This window comes from Mesorhizobium sp. WSM4935 (assembly GCF_029625735.1).
Lineage (GTDB): Bacteria > Pseudomonadota > Alphaproteobacteria > Rhizobiales > Rhizobiaceae > Mesorhizobium.
In genome coordinates this window covers 323,184-338,339 of record NZ_JARTVR010000003.1, presented here as the reverse complement: position 1 = coordinate 338,339, position 15,156 = coordinate 323,184, and the positions used below count along the sequence as shown (strand labels likewise).

The window sequence follows — 15,156 nt, the reverse complement described above, 5'->3', positions numbered from 1 at the left end:
TTGGGGTTTAGCCCAGCCCGCCCATGTGGAAACTCTTCAGTTCCAGATATTCCTCGATGCCGGCCTGCGCGCCCTCACGCCCGAGGCCGGACTGCTTGACGCCGCCGAAGGGAGCCACCTCCATCGAGACCGAGCCTGTGTTGAGCCCCACCATGCCGAACTCCAGCGCCTCGCCGACCCGCCAGGCGCGTTTCAGGTTCTCGGTGTAGAAGTAGGAGGCGAGCCCGTAAGGCGTGCCGTTGGCCAGCGCGATCGCCTCCTCTTCCGTCTCGAAACGGAAGAGCGGCGCAACCGGGCCGAAGGTTTCCTCGCCGGCAAGCTGCATCTCTTTTGTGGCGCCGGTCAGCACCAGCGGCGCGACATATTGAGGCCCCTCCGGCAGCACCGGCTTTTCCGTGACGATCGTGGCGCCTTTGGCGAGCGCGTCCTCGACATGACGATTGATCTTCTCGACCGCCGCCATGTTGATCATCGGCCCGATGGCGACGCCGGCTTGAGTACCTGGGCCGACCGTCATGGCGTTGACGCGGGCGCTTAGCTTTGCGGCGAAGGCGTCATAGACCTCAGCCTGGACGAGGATGCGGTTGGCGCACACGCAGGTCTGGCCGCCGTTGCGGAACTTCGACGCAAGCGCTCCCTCGACGGCGAGGTCGAGATCGGCGTCTTCGAAGACGATGAAGGGCGCGTTGCCGCCGAGCTCGAGGCTGAGCCTTTTCACACTGTCCGCCGCTCCGCGCATCAGCAGCGAGCCGACTCTGGTCGAACCGGTGAAGGAGATCTTGCGCACGGTCTCGTTCGCCATGATCTCGTTGCCGATCTCGGCCGGCATTCCGGTGACGATGTTGATGACGCCGGCGGGAATGCCCGCGCGTTCGGCGAGCACGCCGAGCGCCAGCGCCGAATAGGGCGTGAACTCGGACGGCTTGATGACCACCGTGCAGCCGGCGGCCAGCGCCGGCGCGACCTTGCGGGTGATCATGGCGTTGGGAAAGTTCCACGGCGTGACGATGCCGCACACGCCGACGGGTTCCTTCAGGACGATGATGCGGCGGTCTGATGTAGGCGAGGGGATGGTGTGGCCGTTGATGCGGCGCGCCTCCTCGGCGAACCATTTGACGAAGGAGGCGCCGTAGCGGATCTCGCCTCTGGCCTCGTCCAGCGGCTTGCCCTGTTCCGTCGTCAGGACCAGGGCGAGATCGTCCAGATGCGTGAGCATCAGGCCATGCCATGCCTCCAGCAGGGCAGCACGTTCGGCGTTGGTCTTCTTCCTCCAATCCCGATAGGCGGAAGCCGCGGCCTCTATGGCCGCACGGGTTTCCGGACCTGCCATGTCTGGTACCGTGCCTATCGATAGCTGTGTCGCCGGATCGATGATATCGACGGTTCTGCCGGAACCGGCCTCGACCCATCTGCCGCCGATCAGTCCGGCTTCGCGGAAGAGAGTTTTGTCTTTCAAGCCTTTCATCGAAAACGACCTTGCAATCATTTGAACGCCGCGACGACCGCGGCTGTGATGGCGTCTGTGCCGTCCTTGCCGGCGGTGGTTCCAATGCCCCGCGCGGTTGTCGCTTCAATCGCGTTCATGACGCGGCCGGCCGCGTCTTTTTCGCCGAGATGATCGAGCATCATTGCGCCGGACCATATGGCGGCGATCGGATTGGCGATGCCGAGATGGGCGATGTCGGGGGCGGAGCCGTGCACCGGCTCGAACATCGACGGCGCCGAACGGTCCGGGTTGATGTTGGCGGAGGCGGCGTAGCCGAGGCCCCCTTGGATCGCCGCGCCGATATCCGTCAATATGTCGCCGAACAGATTGGAGGCAACGACCACGTCGAGGCTCTGCGGCTCCATGATCATGCGCGCGGCGAGCGCGTCGACGTGATAGCTGGTCACCGCGACGTCCGGATAGTCTGCCGCCAGCTTCCGCGTGATCTCGTCCCAGAACACCATCGAGTATTTCTGCGCGTTGGACTTGGTGACGGAGGCAAGCCTGCCTCGTCGCGCGCGCGCCTGCTCGAAGCCGAAGCGCAGGATGCGCTCGACGCCGGCGCGGGTGAAGATCGAGGTCTCCACCGCGACCTCGTCCAGCGTGCCTTGGTGCACGCGTCCGCCGGCGCCGGAATATTCGCCTTCGGTGTTCTCGCGGATGCAAAGGATGTCGAAGCTCTCGGCCCGCAGCGGGCCCCTGACGCCCGGCAGCAAGCGGTGCGGCCGGATATTGGCGTATTGCACGAAGGCCTTGCGGATCGGCAGCAGCAGGCCGTGGAGCGAGACGGAATCCGGCACTTCGGCCGGCCGGCCGACGGCGCCGAGAAGAATGGCGTCGAAGCCGCGCAAGGTCTTGATGCCGTCCTCGGGCATCATGCGGCCGGTCTCCTTGAAGAAGCGGCAGGACCATGGGAATTCGGTTCCCCTGAGGATAAAGCCGGAGTGCTTGGCCGCTGTTTCCAGCACCGTCCAGGCGGCGGCGGTCACGTCGCGGCCGATGCCGTCACCGGGGATAAGGGCGATCGAGTAGGTTTTCATCGGTGTCTCTTCACAGGCTGATCAGGACGCTCTTGGTCCTGCGGTTGGCGAGATAGGCCTCGCGGCCGAGATCCTTGCCGATGCCGGAGCGCTTGTAGCCGCCGGTCGGCAGGATGTGGTCGCGCGAGCGGCTGTAGCGGTTGACCCAGACGGTGCCCGCTTCGAGCTTGCGCGCGAGACGGATCGTGCGCGACAGGTCGCAGGTGAACAGGCCGGAAGCCAAGCCATAGGTCGGATGGCTGGACAGCGCCAGCGCCTCGTCCTCGGTCTCGAAGGTCTGGACCGTCAGGACCGGGCCGAAGATCTCCTCGACGATCGCCGGATTGTTCTGATCGACATTGGCGATCAGCGTCGGCTCATAGAAATAGCCAGGGTGGTCCATGGCGGCGCCTCCGGCCAGGCATTTGCCGCCGGCCTCGACCGCGGCCCGCACGATCCCGTTGACACGCGCCCGCTGCCGTTCGGAGATGATCGGCGAATACTGCGTCGCCTCGTCCCAGGTCGGGGCGGGTCGCACCGCCCTCATTCGCTCAAGGATGGCCGCCGTCAACCTGTCGGCCACGCTCTTCTCGACGATCAGGCGCGTTCCGGCCACGCAAGCCTGGCCGGCGTTGAAGGTGACGCTGCCGGCGATTGCTGCTGCCGCCTTGTCGAGATCGGCATCGGCAAAGACGAGCTGCGGGCTCTTGCCGCCGAGCTCCAGCGTCATCGGCTTCACGCCGGTGCGGGCGATGTTCTCCATTATCGCCGAACCGGCGCGGGTGGAGCCGGTGAAGCTGACCTTGGCGATCTCGGGATGGCCGATCAAAGCCGTTCCGGTGGTCGAACCGTCGCCGAGCACCACGTTGACGAGTCCTGCCGGCAGACCGGCTTTGACGGCGAGCTGCGCCATATAGACGGTAGAGAAGGGCGTCATTTCCGAAGGCTTCAGTACGACCGCATTGCCCGCGGCCAGCGCCGGGCCGAGCTTCCAGCCGGCCATCGAGATCGGAAAATTCCAGGGCGTGATCGCGGCGACCACGCCATAGGGCTCGCTCATGATCATGCCGAGACTGGCGTCGTCGGTTGGCACGAGGTCGCTGCCTTCCTTGTCGGCGAATTCCGCGAAGAAGCGGATCTGCTCGGCGGTGACGGCGATGTCGCCGGCGATAAGCTGGCCCACGGGTCGCGTCGAGCACAGTGCCTCGATCCTGGCGAGCGTTTCGGCTTCCGCTTCCATCAGATCGGCCCAGGCCTGCAGCGCCCTGGTACGCTCGCGTGGCCGAACGCCGCCCCAGTTGCTGGCTTTCAGCGCCGCCTTGGCGCTTTCCACCGCGCGGTCGACCATGTCCACGCTGGCCACGGGGCAGGCGGTGTATGCCTTGCCGTCGGAAGGGCGGCGCATCTCGATCGCACCCTCGGCCGAAATCAGCTCCCCATCGATGAAGTGGCCGACGGGAAGACAGATTGAATCGGGATCGAAGCTCAGGCTCATTGGCAAACCACTCGGCAGCATCGGCTTGAGCCTAGCCCGTGCCGATACGCAGCATGCGCTGTTCGGCGAGCCGCCGCCGACGAATGTTGCGTGCTGGGGACAAGAGACGGCAAAATCTTCCGCGGCGGTCAGGGCCTGCGCGGACGCTCGCTAGCCCACGGTGACGTAGATCTTGCGCACGGTTTCGACGGTCTTCCAAACACCCGTGAAGCCCGGCTTCATGACGAAGCTGTCGCCGGCCCGATAGGTCACCGTTTCGCCGGCGTCGGGCGTGATTTCTACCACGCCGGCGAGGATATGGCAGAACTCGAAAGTCTCGCCCTTGATCGAGCGCGTTTCGCCGGGCGTGGCCTCCCAGACGCCGGTATGGACAAGATCATCCTTGGCGACATCCTGCGCCCAGGTCTTGAAGGCTGGGCTGCCGGCAATCAGCCGCTCTGGCAACGCGTTCGATTCGCGGGGCGAAAAGCTTGGGTTGATATCGATGGACTTGAGCAGGGACAAAGGATGGCCTTTCCAGTTGAATCTCAATAGCCGCGCGACCGATCGACGAGCCCGACGGGATCGAGACCGGCACGGTGGCGCTTGATGTTGTCGATGACGGCCTGCGCGGCGGTCGCGGGCTGGGTGACGCTGGCGATATGCGGGGTCAGGATGATCTTCGGATGCGACCAGAACGGATGTCTCGCGGGCAGCGGCTCGGGATCCGTCACGTCGATCACTGCCGACGACAGATGGCCGCTATCGAGCGCGGCGACAAGCGCCTCGTGGTCGAGCTGCGCACCCCGGCCCGTGTGAACGAGCGCGGCTCCTTCCGGCAGTTTCGCGAACAGGCCAGCGTTCAGAAATCCGCGTGTCTCCTCGGTTAGCGGCAGCAGGCAGATCAGTATGTCACTGGCCGCCAGCATCTGCTCCAGCCCAAGCTCACCATGATAGCAGGTCACGCCCTCGATCTGCCGCGGCGACCGGCTCCAGCCGGCGAGCGGGAAGCCGAAGGGTTTCAGCCGGTCGAGGACCGCCTGGCCGAGCTGCCCGAGGCCGAGCACGCCGATCCGACGCGACCCGGCCTGAGGCTGCGGGATGTCGCGCCATTCCCCGGCGCGCTGCTGCGCCAGATAAGCGGGCAGGTTGCGATGCAAGCCAAGCACGGCGAGCGTCACATATTCCTGCATCATGCGCACGATGCCTTCCTCGATCATACGCACGATCTTCACCTTTGCGGGCACCGCATCGAAGCTGAACTGGTCGACGCCGGCGCCGATCGAAAATAGGATCTCCAGGTTCCTGTAGCGCGCAAGGTTGTCCGGCACGGTCCAGGTGATCAGATAGCGCACGGCATCGGGATCGACGGTTTCGGCATTCGTCGCGAAGGAAAGGTCCGGCAGCTCTTTGGCGAAGGCCTCGGCAAAGACCGCGCCACGCCGCGGATCGGAGTTGAACAGGAAGGTCATTCCGGTTGCTCCTTCAAGCCGCGCAACGCGCCCCCAGCACCTCGATCATCCGCTGGCAGGCGGCGAGCTCGCTGGCGAGAATATATTCGTCCGGCTTGTGGGCGCGACCGATATCGCCGGGGCCGCAGATGATCGCATCGAAGCCGGCGGCCTGGTAAAGTCCGGCCTCCGTCCCGTAGCTGACGGCGGCTAAAGGTGCTTCGCCGGTCAATTCGCGCAGCAGCGCCGCCAGAGCCGCGTCTTGCGGCAGCGACAGCGCCGGATAGGCGCTGATCGGCTTCCATTCAACAACATAGCCTCGAGCGGCAAGGGCTTCAGCCCGCGCCTTGACCGGGGTGAGCAAGTCAGCCGGGTCGATGCCCGGTATTGCGCGCGCCTCGAGGTCGAGCCTGCAGCTGTCGGGGATGATGTTGACCGACTGGCCGCCTGCGATCACACCGGCTTGCAGCGAGGAATAGGCCGGCTCGAAGCTTGGGTCGGATGGGCCATGTGTCAGCCGCTCCGCTTCACTCACAGCGGCGTTCAATATGGCGGCCATCGCATGGATGGCGTTAAGCCCAAGATCCGGGCGCGAGGAATGCCCGGAGCGGCCGTTGATGATTACGCGGGCGGCCGCCTTGCCCTTGTGGCCGCGCACGGCACGCATTCCGCTCGGTTCGCCGACGATGACGCCGAGCGGCTTGGCGCAAAGTTCTGGAAGCCGGGCAATTAAGTGCGGCACGCCTCGGCACCCGATCTCCTCATCGTAAGAGAAGGCGAGGTGGATCGGCCTGGCGAGGCGCAGTCGCGCAAGCGCAGGCACAGCGGCGAGCGCGGCGGCGAGAAACCCCTTCATGTCGGTGGTGCCGCGTCCATAGAACCGTTCGCCCTCGCGGCGCAGCGAAAAAGGGGCCGAACTCCATTGCGGCTCGCCGGCGGGGACGACGTCCATATGGCCCGACAGGATGTAGCCCGGGACATCGGGGGGGCCGATGGTGGCGAAAAGATTTGAACGGTCGCCTTCCGGTCCTGGGAGGAGGGTGACCTTGGTGCCTTGTTCGGCGAGATGAGCCTCGATCCAGCCGGCAATGTCGCCGTTCGGCATGCCGGCGACCGATGGAAAGGCGACGAGACGGTCGAGGATGTCGAAGACGCCCATTCCAGCCCTCAAGGCATTTTAAGGTTCGCCGGGATCGGTGCCGTCGACCGTGTGCTGCAACAATTTCGGAGAAGGTGTGCGCGTTCTCTCGCGATTGCGTGCCGAAAGCGGAAGTGTTTCAGTTGAATCTTGCGTTGGTGCTCGACTTTCGAGCAAATCGTATTGGTCTGGGTTGTTTAGCGTTGGCGGGTAGGGTGGCCGTTGTGCGTCACTCACTGATACGGCAGTCTTTCAGAGGCACGGAATTGAAGCCGTCCGAAAGCTTGAAAATCGACGCCTTCTCGATGCAGATCGGCGACATCCAAGGCGTCGAACTCGACCGGCTGCACGCGCTTTCCCTGTCTGTGGGATGGCCGCATCGGGCCGAGGACTGGCAATTCCTGCGCGAAGCGGGACAAGGTTTCGTAGCGCTCGATGAGATCGGCCGGGTTCTCGGTTCGGCCATGTGGTTCCCGCATGGCGCCAGTTTCGCGACCATTGGGATGGTCATCACCTCGCCGCGGCTTCAGACGCTGGGGGCGGCGCAATGGCTGATGAAGCGGGTCCTCGACAAGGTTAGCGGATGCGACTTGCGCCTCAACGCAACCCGGGCGGCAAGGCGGCTTTATCTCTCGCTCGACTTCCAGCCGGAGAAGACCGTCTATCAATGCCAAGGCATCGCCCGCGTGCCGACGACGGAGAGCCCGGCTGAGGCGCGGGGCGACATCCGGATTTTGGACGCAAGCGATATTCCGGCGGCGATCGCGCTCGACGCGGCGGGCTTTGGCGTGAGGCGGACGGCGCTCATTGAAAAGCTCTTCGCGCATTCGATCGGCTATGGGCTTTTCGACGGGAAGAAGCTGACCGCCTTCGCGCTCTGCCGGCCGTTTGGGCGTGGCCATGTCGTGGGGCCTGTCGTGGCTCAAAGCGATGCCGACGCCGTTGCGATCGTGCGTCCGCACGTCGTCGACCATTCGGGGTCTTTCCTCAGGATCGACACGCACATGGACAGTGGCGAGTTCGCCGCCTTTCTCGCGCACGCCGGGATGCCGATCTTCGACACGGTGCTGACCATGTCGCTTGGCAAACGCCTCGCCGATTTCTCCTACGGCGACGCGGCTAGGCCGAAGACCTATGCCCTGGCGAGCCAAACTCTCGGGTAGGTGGGCGTTGGACTTGTACCGGTATAGCGCTTGCAATGCGAACGTCCAAACAAGGATAACGCCAGAACCCGCCAGGCCGCTCTCTGCCCGAAAGCGGTAGCCGGGGTCGTCCTTGGAGCGCCCGATCTTGGCGCCTATTTCTTCCATGTCCTGACGATGGAGTGTAATTAGATCGCCAAAATTTTTCGCATTCCGAGACCTTCGCGTGACCTTTGGTTCCTGCTTGTCGATCCGACCTTCCACGTCCAGCGCCCATTCCTCTGCACCTTACGACGCAGAAACGTCTCATTGAGATATTGCCCGTGCGGCGGATCTGGCCTCTCCAAGAGCCGGATTTTAGTTTAGTGAAGGTGGCCAATTCTTGTGCGCTCCGTGCACTGAGGCATCGAAAAACCAGAAAACGGGGCGTGTGGTGGCGTAAAATGGAGTGCACACGACGCGATTTAGTTCGCTGAAGTACGAAAAATGCAGAAGTATCAAGATGTTAGAATAGCCGTTGCACCAATGATGGACTGGACGGACAGTTAAGCAAAAACAGCCACTTACGAGATGTCGTGTGCAAAAATCGCACACGAAGGTTCTGCTTCTCTTCTTTTTTCGTTCCCACGATGACGCCGCCGACAGCCCTTTTCGGACGCACTTTTGCCGATGAAATTGACCACTCGGTCGAGGACGTTCGCTATGATATCCGCGGGACCTTAGTGACCCGTGCGGCGTCCAGTTTGGATTCCCGAAAGCTTCTCTAACTTCTGAGTCGTCCTCAGCCGAATTGCGGCTGCTCATGGGCAAGGTCGAATATTAGGGCCGGTTTTTGGATTTCGAAATGAGGGGACGATGGCTGGAAGTTCCTGTGAAACACAATCCGGGATTTTTTGATCGGAACCTCTTCTAGCCCCAGAGTTTCAATTTCACGCGCAGAGGAGCGATCACGGCCGGAAAGGCGGTGGAAGTTCAGGATGTCGAACACGTTTTGCGATTAGCAGAGAAATTGTCTGGGTGTTCGGCAGGTGTCGTGGCGTTCAGCCGTACGGGCGATCCCTCAAGCGGCGAGTTCGATGATGCTATCATCCTCTACGCGCGGTGCAGTGGGCTTCGGAAGGCGTGCCGAACAGCGTCATGATCTCGAAGCCATTCTTCATGCCGCAGATCACCATAGCCTTGGCCAGCCTACTCAACGATCAGCAGCCCGGCGACAACGCTTAGCTGCACGCACCCAACTGGACTCAAACCCATGACAGAAACTGTCACCGTCAAGTCGGAAGGCATGACGTTGTCCGCTCTTCTGGCCCGGCACTATCGCAACGCCTGCTTCGGCATGGTGGCGAAGACCTTCGCGCTCAACCAGGATCTCGCCGCGTCGGGGCCATATATGCCGTTTCTGCGTCAGAGGTCCCAGGAAGGCCCGACCCGTGTAATCCTGTGTCACTAAGATAAACGAGCCGGGCCACTGCAGTTTCGGGAGGATGTTGATGCCTGGCTCTCCAAAGGACGTCCTCGAGCTCGACGATATAGCCATGCTCAAGCGGGTCCTCAAGAAGTTGCTGCCGGTTGGGGACGCCACGGAAAAAGAATGGCTGGCGGGCGTCTTGGTTGCGGCCTTTCAAGCCGGGACACGAGACGAAGCCTCTGCTTAAGACGAATGGCAGGACCGGAGCAGGGGCAGATAATCCGTGAGGCCTTTAGCGTCGCAAAATGGAACAAGGTGCCGCTCGCTGCGTTCTGCACTCGGCGGTCGGTCCCTCGGGGGTGTTAGCCGCTAAAATCGCAAAGGGCCCGTCGCTTAGGCTTATTAGCTGCGACGGGCCTTACGTTAGAGATGGCTAAAAGTTTAATGGGTGGTCGAAGCAGAAGGAGCATAATGCTTCTCTGCCCCCGCGCCGCTTGAATCGGGGTAACGGCCCGGCCTGTCCGCCCGAAGTCCCCCGACTCCCCGCAGGCCGGGTACCGCGTTTGCTGGTTCGGCCGGTGGGAGGACCTCATGCCAATTCACCAGAGAGCGAGAGAGAGTCTGGCTTTTTCAGTCCTTCAGAAGTTGCGCCGCTCGGTCGAGTATTCGAAAAATTGAAGGACAAATATCAATCGTCTGAGCAACGCGAAGCCCTCGCATCTCGCCTGCTGGCAAATTACCCGGCTGGAATCAGGGACGAGGCCGAACTGCTGTCAGTATCTGCCCTTGGGGCGCTGAAAGAGGCGGGCGTACGCAGCCGGTTTGATTAAATCGGCTGAAGCATCCACCACCAGGTGGTCTGGAAAATCGAACTGGGGCGGGCTCAGAAAGATCTGGTCTGCTCCGCGCCCAGTTGCCTTAATACTTCTAAAAACACGTCGAACCGATCCTGCCCGACCTCTTGCGCCCACTGCATCTGTAGCTCGCGAAGGCAGGAGTAGAGGACCTCCGCAACCCGTCTGCCTCGCTCCGTCAGGTAGATTACCCGTCGATCACCCCCGGAGCCGACACGTCGCTCAAGGTAGCCAAGCGCTTCCATCTGACCAACAAGGTAGTTGGTCGCCTGCCGCGACATACGAAGTTGCCGCGCAAGCTCGGATGGCCTTACCCCGTCCGGGAGCGGGTAAGAGAAGATCGCGAAATGAGGCTCCTGCAAGTCGGTGAACCCGTGTCCGCGGATCGCCTCGCGTATCTTCGCCCTGACGTTCTGCCAGCAGAGCCGCAGCAGCGCCCCGACAAAGGGCGGCCCAGAAGTCTTCGCATCTTCCATCTTGTAAAGTCGCTTTACCCAGGTTATCGTAAAGCGACTTTACAACACGGAGGCGTGCTATGGAAGCGCAGCTTGGCGACGTGGTCCGTATCGGAGCCCTCGAACTCCGCTTTCTCCTCGATGAGACGAGTGGCCCCGGCAGTCTCGTGATGTTCGAGTTCGTCGTCCCTCCCGATGCTCGCGTGCCCGCGCCCCACTTCCACAAAGAGGTCGATGAGGTGATCTACGCCCTTGAAGGCACCACCACTACGACCTTGAGCGGACAGAAGCATGAGCTTCGGGCCGGCCAGAGCCTCTTCGTGCCGCGCGGTAGCGTGCATATCCACGAAAACCTGCATAGCGACACGGCACGGTCTCTCATTGTGATGACACCCGGCACAATTGGCAGAGGCTACTTCGAGGAGATAGCGCGCGAGGTGAACGTGCCCAGCAAGCCCGATCTCGGCAGAGTCAAGGAGATCATGCTGCGGCATGGCCTTGTGCCAGCTTAGAGCGCGACATTCTCGACCTCTCGCGCGAACCTGGGCCACAATCGGACTGCGGCGAGCAGGAGTAGTTTGCGCACCGCCGACTGTTGAAACCGCTTCCCGGCAACAGTGTCGTCGGCGAGGCCCGGCTCGCAAATCCTGTGTCAACCTTGATCCGCGGGCCGGGTTCGGGGTGCATTGCCCTTAGCGTCTTTCCCTATTCATAGCCTTGCCCGGCTTTGATTAAGGTCAAAGCGACCCAATTCGTTCCGGGATTACCTGCCTATGATAGCAATGAGAATGATCGGATGGCGTTGCAGAGCTCGGCTGATTCGATGGCGGAGAGATTACATGATCCTGAATAACGGCACTCTTGTCGCGGTGACCGATGGCGAGAGCCTGCGGCTGTTTCACAACAAGGGACAGGAACCCCATCTCGATCTCATCGAAGTCGAGGATCCCATCCTTGAACTGGCCCACGCCGGATCCGGAGGCCGGCATCGCAGCTCAACTGCCAATCCCGACGAGTCCCGGTTGCGTGAGGACGACTTCGCGGGATCGGTCGCGGCCTATCTCAATGATCAGGCGCATGAAACAGGATGCGAGCACATCTTGATCATCGCCGACCCCCGCACGCTTGGCGAGCTGCGGAGGCACTATCACCTGTCACTGAGCGCCAAACTTGTCGGCGAAATCGCCAAAGACTTGGTCAAGCATCCCTTGATGTCGATCAAAAGCGCCATAGAAGCTGCCTGATCGGTTGACGAGCTCGATCGACTCGATTGTATCCATGAACCCCCCTGATTTATACGCTCCAGCGATCGCAAGCGATCACTTGGCCGCGACCTTTGGCCATCGACAACCCGCCCGCAGTCTTCGTGGCGAGCGCGCCATGGCTGATGGCAGGGCGCGCTCGGCGCCGTCCTACTGAACTTTGATGGTTGCCCACATTCCGTTCATGAAATGATCGGGGATGTTGCAGAAGACCGCATAGAAGCCGGGCTTGAGATCAAGTGTCAGCGAGCCTGTCTTGCCTGGATCGAGTTCCGAGACCTCGCCCAGATGACCGGCCGCATCTTCGTCGACACGGTTCTCGTTCGAAACATATGGCAGCATCGTCTTTTTCGGGTCGGCCACAGGCACAACGATCATTTCATGGACCGTGGCCTTCGACGTGTTGGTTACATCGAAGGTCACCTTGCCTGCCGGCACAGCCTTCTTGTCGAGCTCAATCTTCATCGTCGCCGTGCTCATGTTTGCCGGCATGCCCATTCCCATCTTGGCATCCGGGTTCATGTCGCCATTCTTGTCCCACAATTTGACATTGACCGTTGAATCCGCGAACGCCGGCGCCGCGATCGTCAGCGCGGCCAATGCCAACCCAATTCTCAAAAACTGCATAGAAGTACTCCTGACCGCCACCCGGCGACCACGGTTAGCGGGCTGCTTGAAACATGATCGGTCGCGGGCGGTGCCTAGCAATCGCTACCTGACAGGACGCTGACGATCCCGTTGCGGTCCGAACGCTAGGTTGATGACTGGCTTACCCGCGACCGGCGACAATCGGCCGTTGCCGAAGTCTCGCGACCGGGCTGATGTCCTGCTCGGACCGCTTTGGCACTCAGCTCACGAGAGTGAAATGCGAACCTAGGAACACGAGGAACTGGCCGGTAATCAGAGGGACCCTCAAGATAGGGCCGCTCTCTCCGCTAGCTTGAACGGGTTGTCCGCGCACGCAAGGGTGCGCCTTCAGCACATCTCTCCAGATGGTTGGAAAATCCGATCCCTTGCTTCTTTCGGCGTTGCACGTGTCGACAAGTCTCGCGACGGCATTTTTCATCGAGCGGAATTTACCTTAAGTGCCTGATTGCAAGACATATCACCAATTATGACAGCAAAAATTTGATCTCGATCAATGCGTTGAAAAGAGCCGCTCACAGCGGTACCCATGCGCGTCCTCTCTTGCGGTAGCGATGATTGATGGCTGCCCATGCGACACGATGGGCTATTTCCTCTCGCCTCTCGCCGCGGTTGGTATATTCGTCCCAGGCGTGGTTGAACGCGGCGCGATAGATCTCCCTCGCATTCGGCGGGAGATATTCGCGGATTGGTGGAGGCAGATCCTCGATCGATGCGTATGGCATGGATACTCTCCCACGTCTCTAGTGTGAACGAACCCGTCGGATACATCGATGCCGAAGGGGTCCACACGCTGCTGGTTCCTTCTAGAGCCTGATGAAGGTGGATCCTTGATTCCGCGCAAAATCATGGTGCGCTGATAGGATCTGCGCTTAGCCGGGCAAGAGCATCATGATCGATGCTCCTGCCATCATTGCCGCGGCCACCCAGCCCAGAATGACGGTCGGCCAACCGGATGTGAAAGGTCCCATGACCGATCGGCTTGAGGCCAGCAATATGACCACCACCATGAGCGGCACCGCGACGACGCCGTTTATGACGGCGCTCCAGAACAGCGCCTTCATCGGGCTGATGGGCAGATATTGGATCATCAGCGCCGTCAGGATGCTTACCGCGATGACTCCATAGAAGCCGCGAGCATCGCTGGCCTTGAGCTCGAGGCCCTCGTGCCACCCCATGGCCTCCGCCATCGCATAGGCCGCCGAGCCTGCCAGGACGGGCACGCCGATCAATCCGACGCCCAATATCCCGGCGGCAAAAAGAACGAAGGCGAAATCGCCCGCCAGCGGCTGCAGGGCGCTCGCGGCCTGCGCCGCGGTTTCGATGTTCGTGATGCCAGCAACATTGAGCGTTACCGCTGTCGCCAGGATAATGAAGTAGGATGTCACGTCCGAATAGAACATGCCGCTCCAGGTGTCCCACCGGAGCCGGCGCAGCTCAGTCTCCGATCGGCTCGCATCGTCGATAAGGGGAGGATCGCCCTTCATCTCTTCCACCTCCTCGGACGCCTGCCAGAAAAAGAGATAGGGGCTGATCGTCGTGCCGAAGATCGCCACCGCCATTGTGGCGGTGTCCGAATTGAGCGCAAGCTTGGGCCACACGGTGCGCAGCGCCACCTCGCTCCATGGCACATGCACCGTGAAGAGCACCGCGGCATAGGCAAGCAGCGACAGTGTCAGCCATTTGAGGAAATTCACGTAGCGGTGATACGGAACGAGCACCTGCAGGATCAAAGTGCCGAAGCTGAAGAGCAGTGTGGCCGGATGGCTGTTCATACCGGTGACAAGCTCTGCGACCTCGCCCATGGCCGCTATGTCGGCGGCGATGTTCAATGTGTTCGCAACAAGAAGCAAAACCACAACGAATTTGAGCACGAATGGCGGGAAGAACGCCTTTATGTTCGCCGCAAGTCCCTTGCCCGTGACCCGGCCGATGCGCCCGCACATCGACTGGACTGCCGCCATCAGCGGGAAGCAGAGCGGCATCGCCCAAAGCATGTTGAGACCGAACTGGGCGCCCGCCTGCGAATAGGTCGCAATTCCGCTCGGATCATCGTCGGCAACCCCGGTGATCAAACCGGGTCCGACGCGTGCAAGTGGATGCTCCTTCAGGCGGCCGAGCAAGCTCCATGGCTTGCTACGTCCGGGTACTGCGCTGATGTTGCCGTCGATGGTGCCCATGGCCGTCCGGAAAAGAATCCGCGCCCTTCTAGTCCCGACCGTGTCCGACGATCTTTGACCTTGCTCAAAGCATGGGAAAACAACGCGCATAGGATGCGCTTTAATTTCGGCGCTGCGAGGTTTCCATGGCGGCCTTTTCTGCATCCGATCTGCTTCGGGTACTGCCCCAACTGCGAGCGTTCGCCATTTGCTTGGCGGATGACCGGAATATTGCGGACGCGCTGGTTGACGTGGTGCTTGTTCGCGCCTGGAACGGCGACCGGCATGTCACCTATAACGATGTCAGGCTGCTGCTTTTCAATCTCATGCATCGCGAATTTCATGGCTACGAGACCACCAGGACTCTGGCTCGTGTCCCTATGCGTCGGGCAGCGCTGCGAACATGCAGCGTGGATAGCACCGCCAGCTTGTTGCTGCGCGGACTTCATCCTGCCGAGCGTGAAGCGGTTGTCCTCTTGGATGCCTGCGGCTTTTCGGAACCCGACGCCGCGGCAATTTGCGAATGCGATATCCGGACCGTTCGCCTGAGGGCAAGCAACGCATCGGCAAAGCTTTCTCAGTCATTGCAGCCGGAGCGGTCCGCAGCAAAGCCGGCTCTTCGGCTGTGCCGAGCCTCTTGAGGCCCACGACTCCGCTGGAGAC

The 15,156-nt window shown here is 61.6% G+C and carries 15 protein-coding genes; 5 read left to right on the top strand and 10 right to left on the bottom strand.

Going from position 1 to position 15,156, the window contains the following annotated elements; all coding sequences use genetic code 11:
• Positions 1-7: 7 nt before the first annotated feature.
• From P9273_RS09675 to argE, 6 genes are all read right to left on the bottom strand, one after another.
• Positions 8-1,465, bottom strand: a complete 1,458-nt coding sequence (locus P9273_RS09675) for an NAD-dependent succinate-semialdehyde dehydrogenase (protein ID WP_278048708.1) — start codon at positions 1,463-1,465, stop codon at positions 8-10.
• A 17-nt stretch (positions 1,466-1,482) separates the two neighbouring features.
• Positions 1,483-2,526: a tartrate dehydrogenase gene (locus tag P9273_RS09670; protein ID WP_278048707.1), complete on the bottom strand. Its 1,044-nt coding sequence runs from the start codon at positions 2,524-2,526 to the stop codon at positions 1,483-1,485.
• 10 nt (positions 2,527-2,536) lie between these two features.
• On the bottom strand, positions 2,537-4,000 hold the full coding sequence (locus P9273_RS09665) for an aldehyde dehydrogenase family protein (RefSeq protein WP_278048706.1): 1,464 nt from the start codon (positions 3,998-4,000) through the stop codon (positions 2,537-2,539).
• A gap of 150 nt (positions 4,001-4,150) precedes the next feature.
• Positions 4,151-4,504, bottom strand: coding sequence for a cupin domain-containing protein (locus tag P9273_RS09660; RefSeq protein WP_278048704.1), 354 nt, complete (start codon positions 4,502-4,504; stop codon positions 4,151-4,153).
• 23 nt (positions 4,505-4,527) lie between these two features.
• Positions 4,528-5,451 carry a 2-hydroxyacid dehydrogenase gene (locus tag P9273_RS09655; RefSeq protein ID WP_278048703.1) on the bottom strand — a complete coding sequence of 308 codons (924 nt, stop codon included), beginning with the start codon at positions 5,449-5,451 and terminating at the stop codon, positions 4,528-4,530.
• A 13-nt stretch (positions 5,452-5,464) separates the two neighbouring features.
• Positions 5,465-6,589, bottom strand: a complete 1,125-nt coding sequence (argE, locus tag P9273_RS09650; protein WP_278048702.1) for an acetylornithine deacetylase — start codon at positions 6,587-6,589, stop codon at positions 5,465-5,467.
• A 284-nt stretch (positions 6,590-6,873) separates the two neighbouring features.
• Here argE and P9273_RS09645 point away from each other — a divergent pair, with 284 nt between their 5' ends.
• Both P9273_RS09645 and P9273_RS09640 read left to right on the top strand, forming a co-directional pair.
• Positions 6,874-7,731, top strand: a complete 858-nt coding sequence (locus P9273_RS09645) for a GNAT family N-acetyltransferase (protein WP_278049024.1) — start codon at positions 6,874-6,876, stop codon at positions 7,729-7,731.
• A 1,231-nt stretch (positions 7,732-8,962) separates the two neighbouring features.
• Positions 8,963-9,160 carry a hypothetical protein gene (locus P9273_RS09640; RefSeq protein ID WP_278048701.1) on the top strand — a complete coding sequence of 66 codons (198 nt, stop codon included), beginning with the start codon at positions 8,963-8,965 and terminating at the stop codon, positions 9,158-9,160.
• 841 nt (positions 9,161-10,001) lie between these two features.
• On the opposite strand, the gene P9273_RS09630 is transcribed toward P9273_RS09640, so the two are convergent.
• Positions 10,002-10,448, bottom strand: a complete 447-nt coding sequence (locus P9273_RS09630) for a MarR family winged helix-turn-helix transcriptional regulator (protein WP_278048700.1) — start codon at positions 10,446-10,448, stop codon at positions 10,002-10,004.
• 59 nt (positions 10,449-10,507) lie between these two features.
• Between P9273_RS09630 and P9273_RS09625 the strand changes: the two genes are divergently transcribed.
• Together P9273_RS09625 and P9273_RS09620 are read left to right on the top strand one after the other, a co-directional pair.
• Positions 10,508-10,939, top strand: coding sequence for a cupin domain-containing protein (locus tag P9273_RS09625; protein WP_278048699.1), 432 nt, complete (start codon positions 10,508-10,510; stop codon positions 10,937-10,939).
• Between the two features lie 327 nt (positions 10,940-11,266).
• Complete coding sequence (locus P9273_RS09620; protein ID WP_278048698.1) at positions 11,267-11,671, top strand: host attachment family protein; 405 nt, start codon at positions 11,267-11,269, stop codon at positions 11,669-11,671.
• A 168-nt stretch (positions 11,672-11,839) separates the two neighbouring features.
• Here P9273_RS09620 and P9273_RS09615 read toward each other — a convergent pair whose 3' ends face one another.
• The 3 genes from P9273_RS09615 to P9273_RS09605 form a co-directional block, all read right to left on the bottom strand.
• Positions 11,840-12,397, bottom strand: a complete 558-nt coding sequence (locus P9273_RS09615; protein ID WP_278048697.1) for a plastocyanin/azurin family copper-binding protein — start codon at positions 12,395-12,397, stop codon at positions 11,840-11,842.
• Between the two features lie 452 nt (positions 12,398-12,849).
• Positions 12,850-13,059 carry a ChaB family protein gene (locus tag P9273_RS09610; RefSeq protein ID WP_278048696.1) on the bottom strand — a complete coding sequence of 70 codons (210 nt, stop codon included), beginning with the start codon at positions 13,057-13,059 and terminating at the stop codon, positions 12,850-12,852.
• Between the two features lie 147 nt (positions 13,060-13,206).
• The gene (locus tag P9273_RS09605) at positions 13,207-14,658 is read right to left on the bottom strand and encodes an NRAMP family divalent metal transporter (RefSeq protein WP_278048695.1); all 1,452 of its coding nucleotides are present in this window, start codon (positions 14,656-14,658) and stop codon (positions 13,207-13,209) included.
• Between P9273_RS09605 and P9273_RS09600 the strand changes: the two genes are divergently transcribed.
• Positions 14,640-15,134: a sigma factor-like helix-turn-helix DNA-binding protein gene (locus P9273_RS09600; RefSeq protein WP_278048694.1), complete on the top strand. Its 495-nt coding sequence runs from the start codon at positions 14,640-14,642 to the stop codon at positions 15,132-15,134. The two genes, P9273_RS09605 and P9273_RS09600, sit on opposite strands and share 19 nt — an antisense overlap.
• The last annotated feature ends 22 nt before the right edge of the window (positions 15,135-15,156 follow it).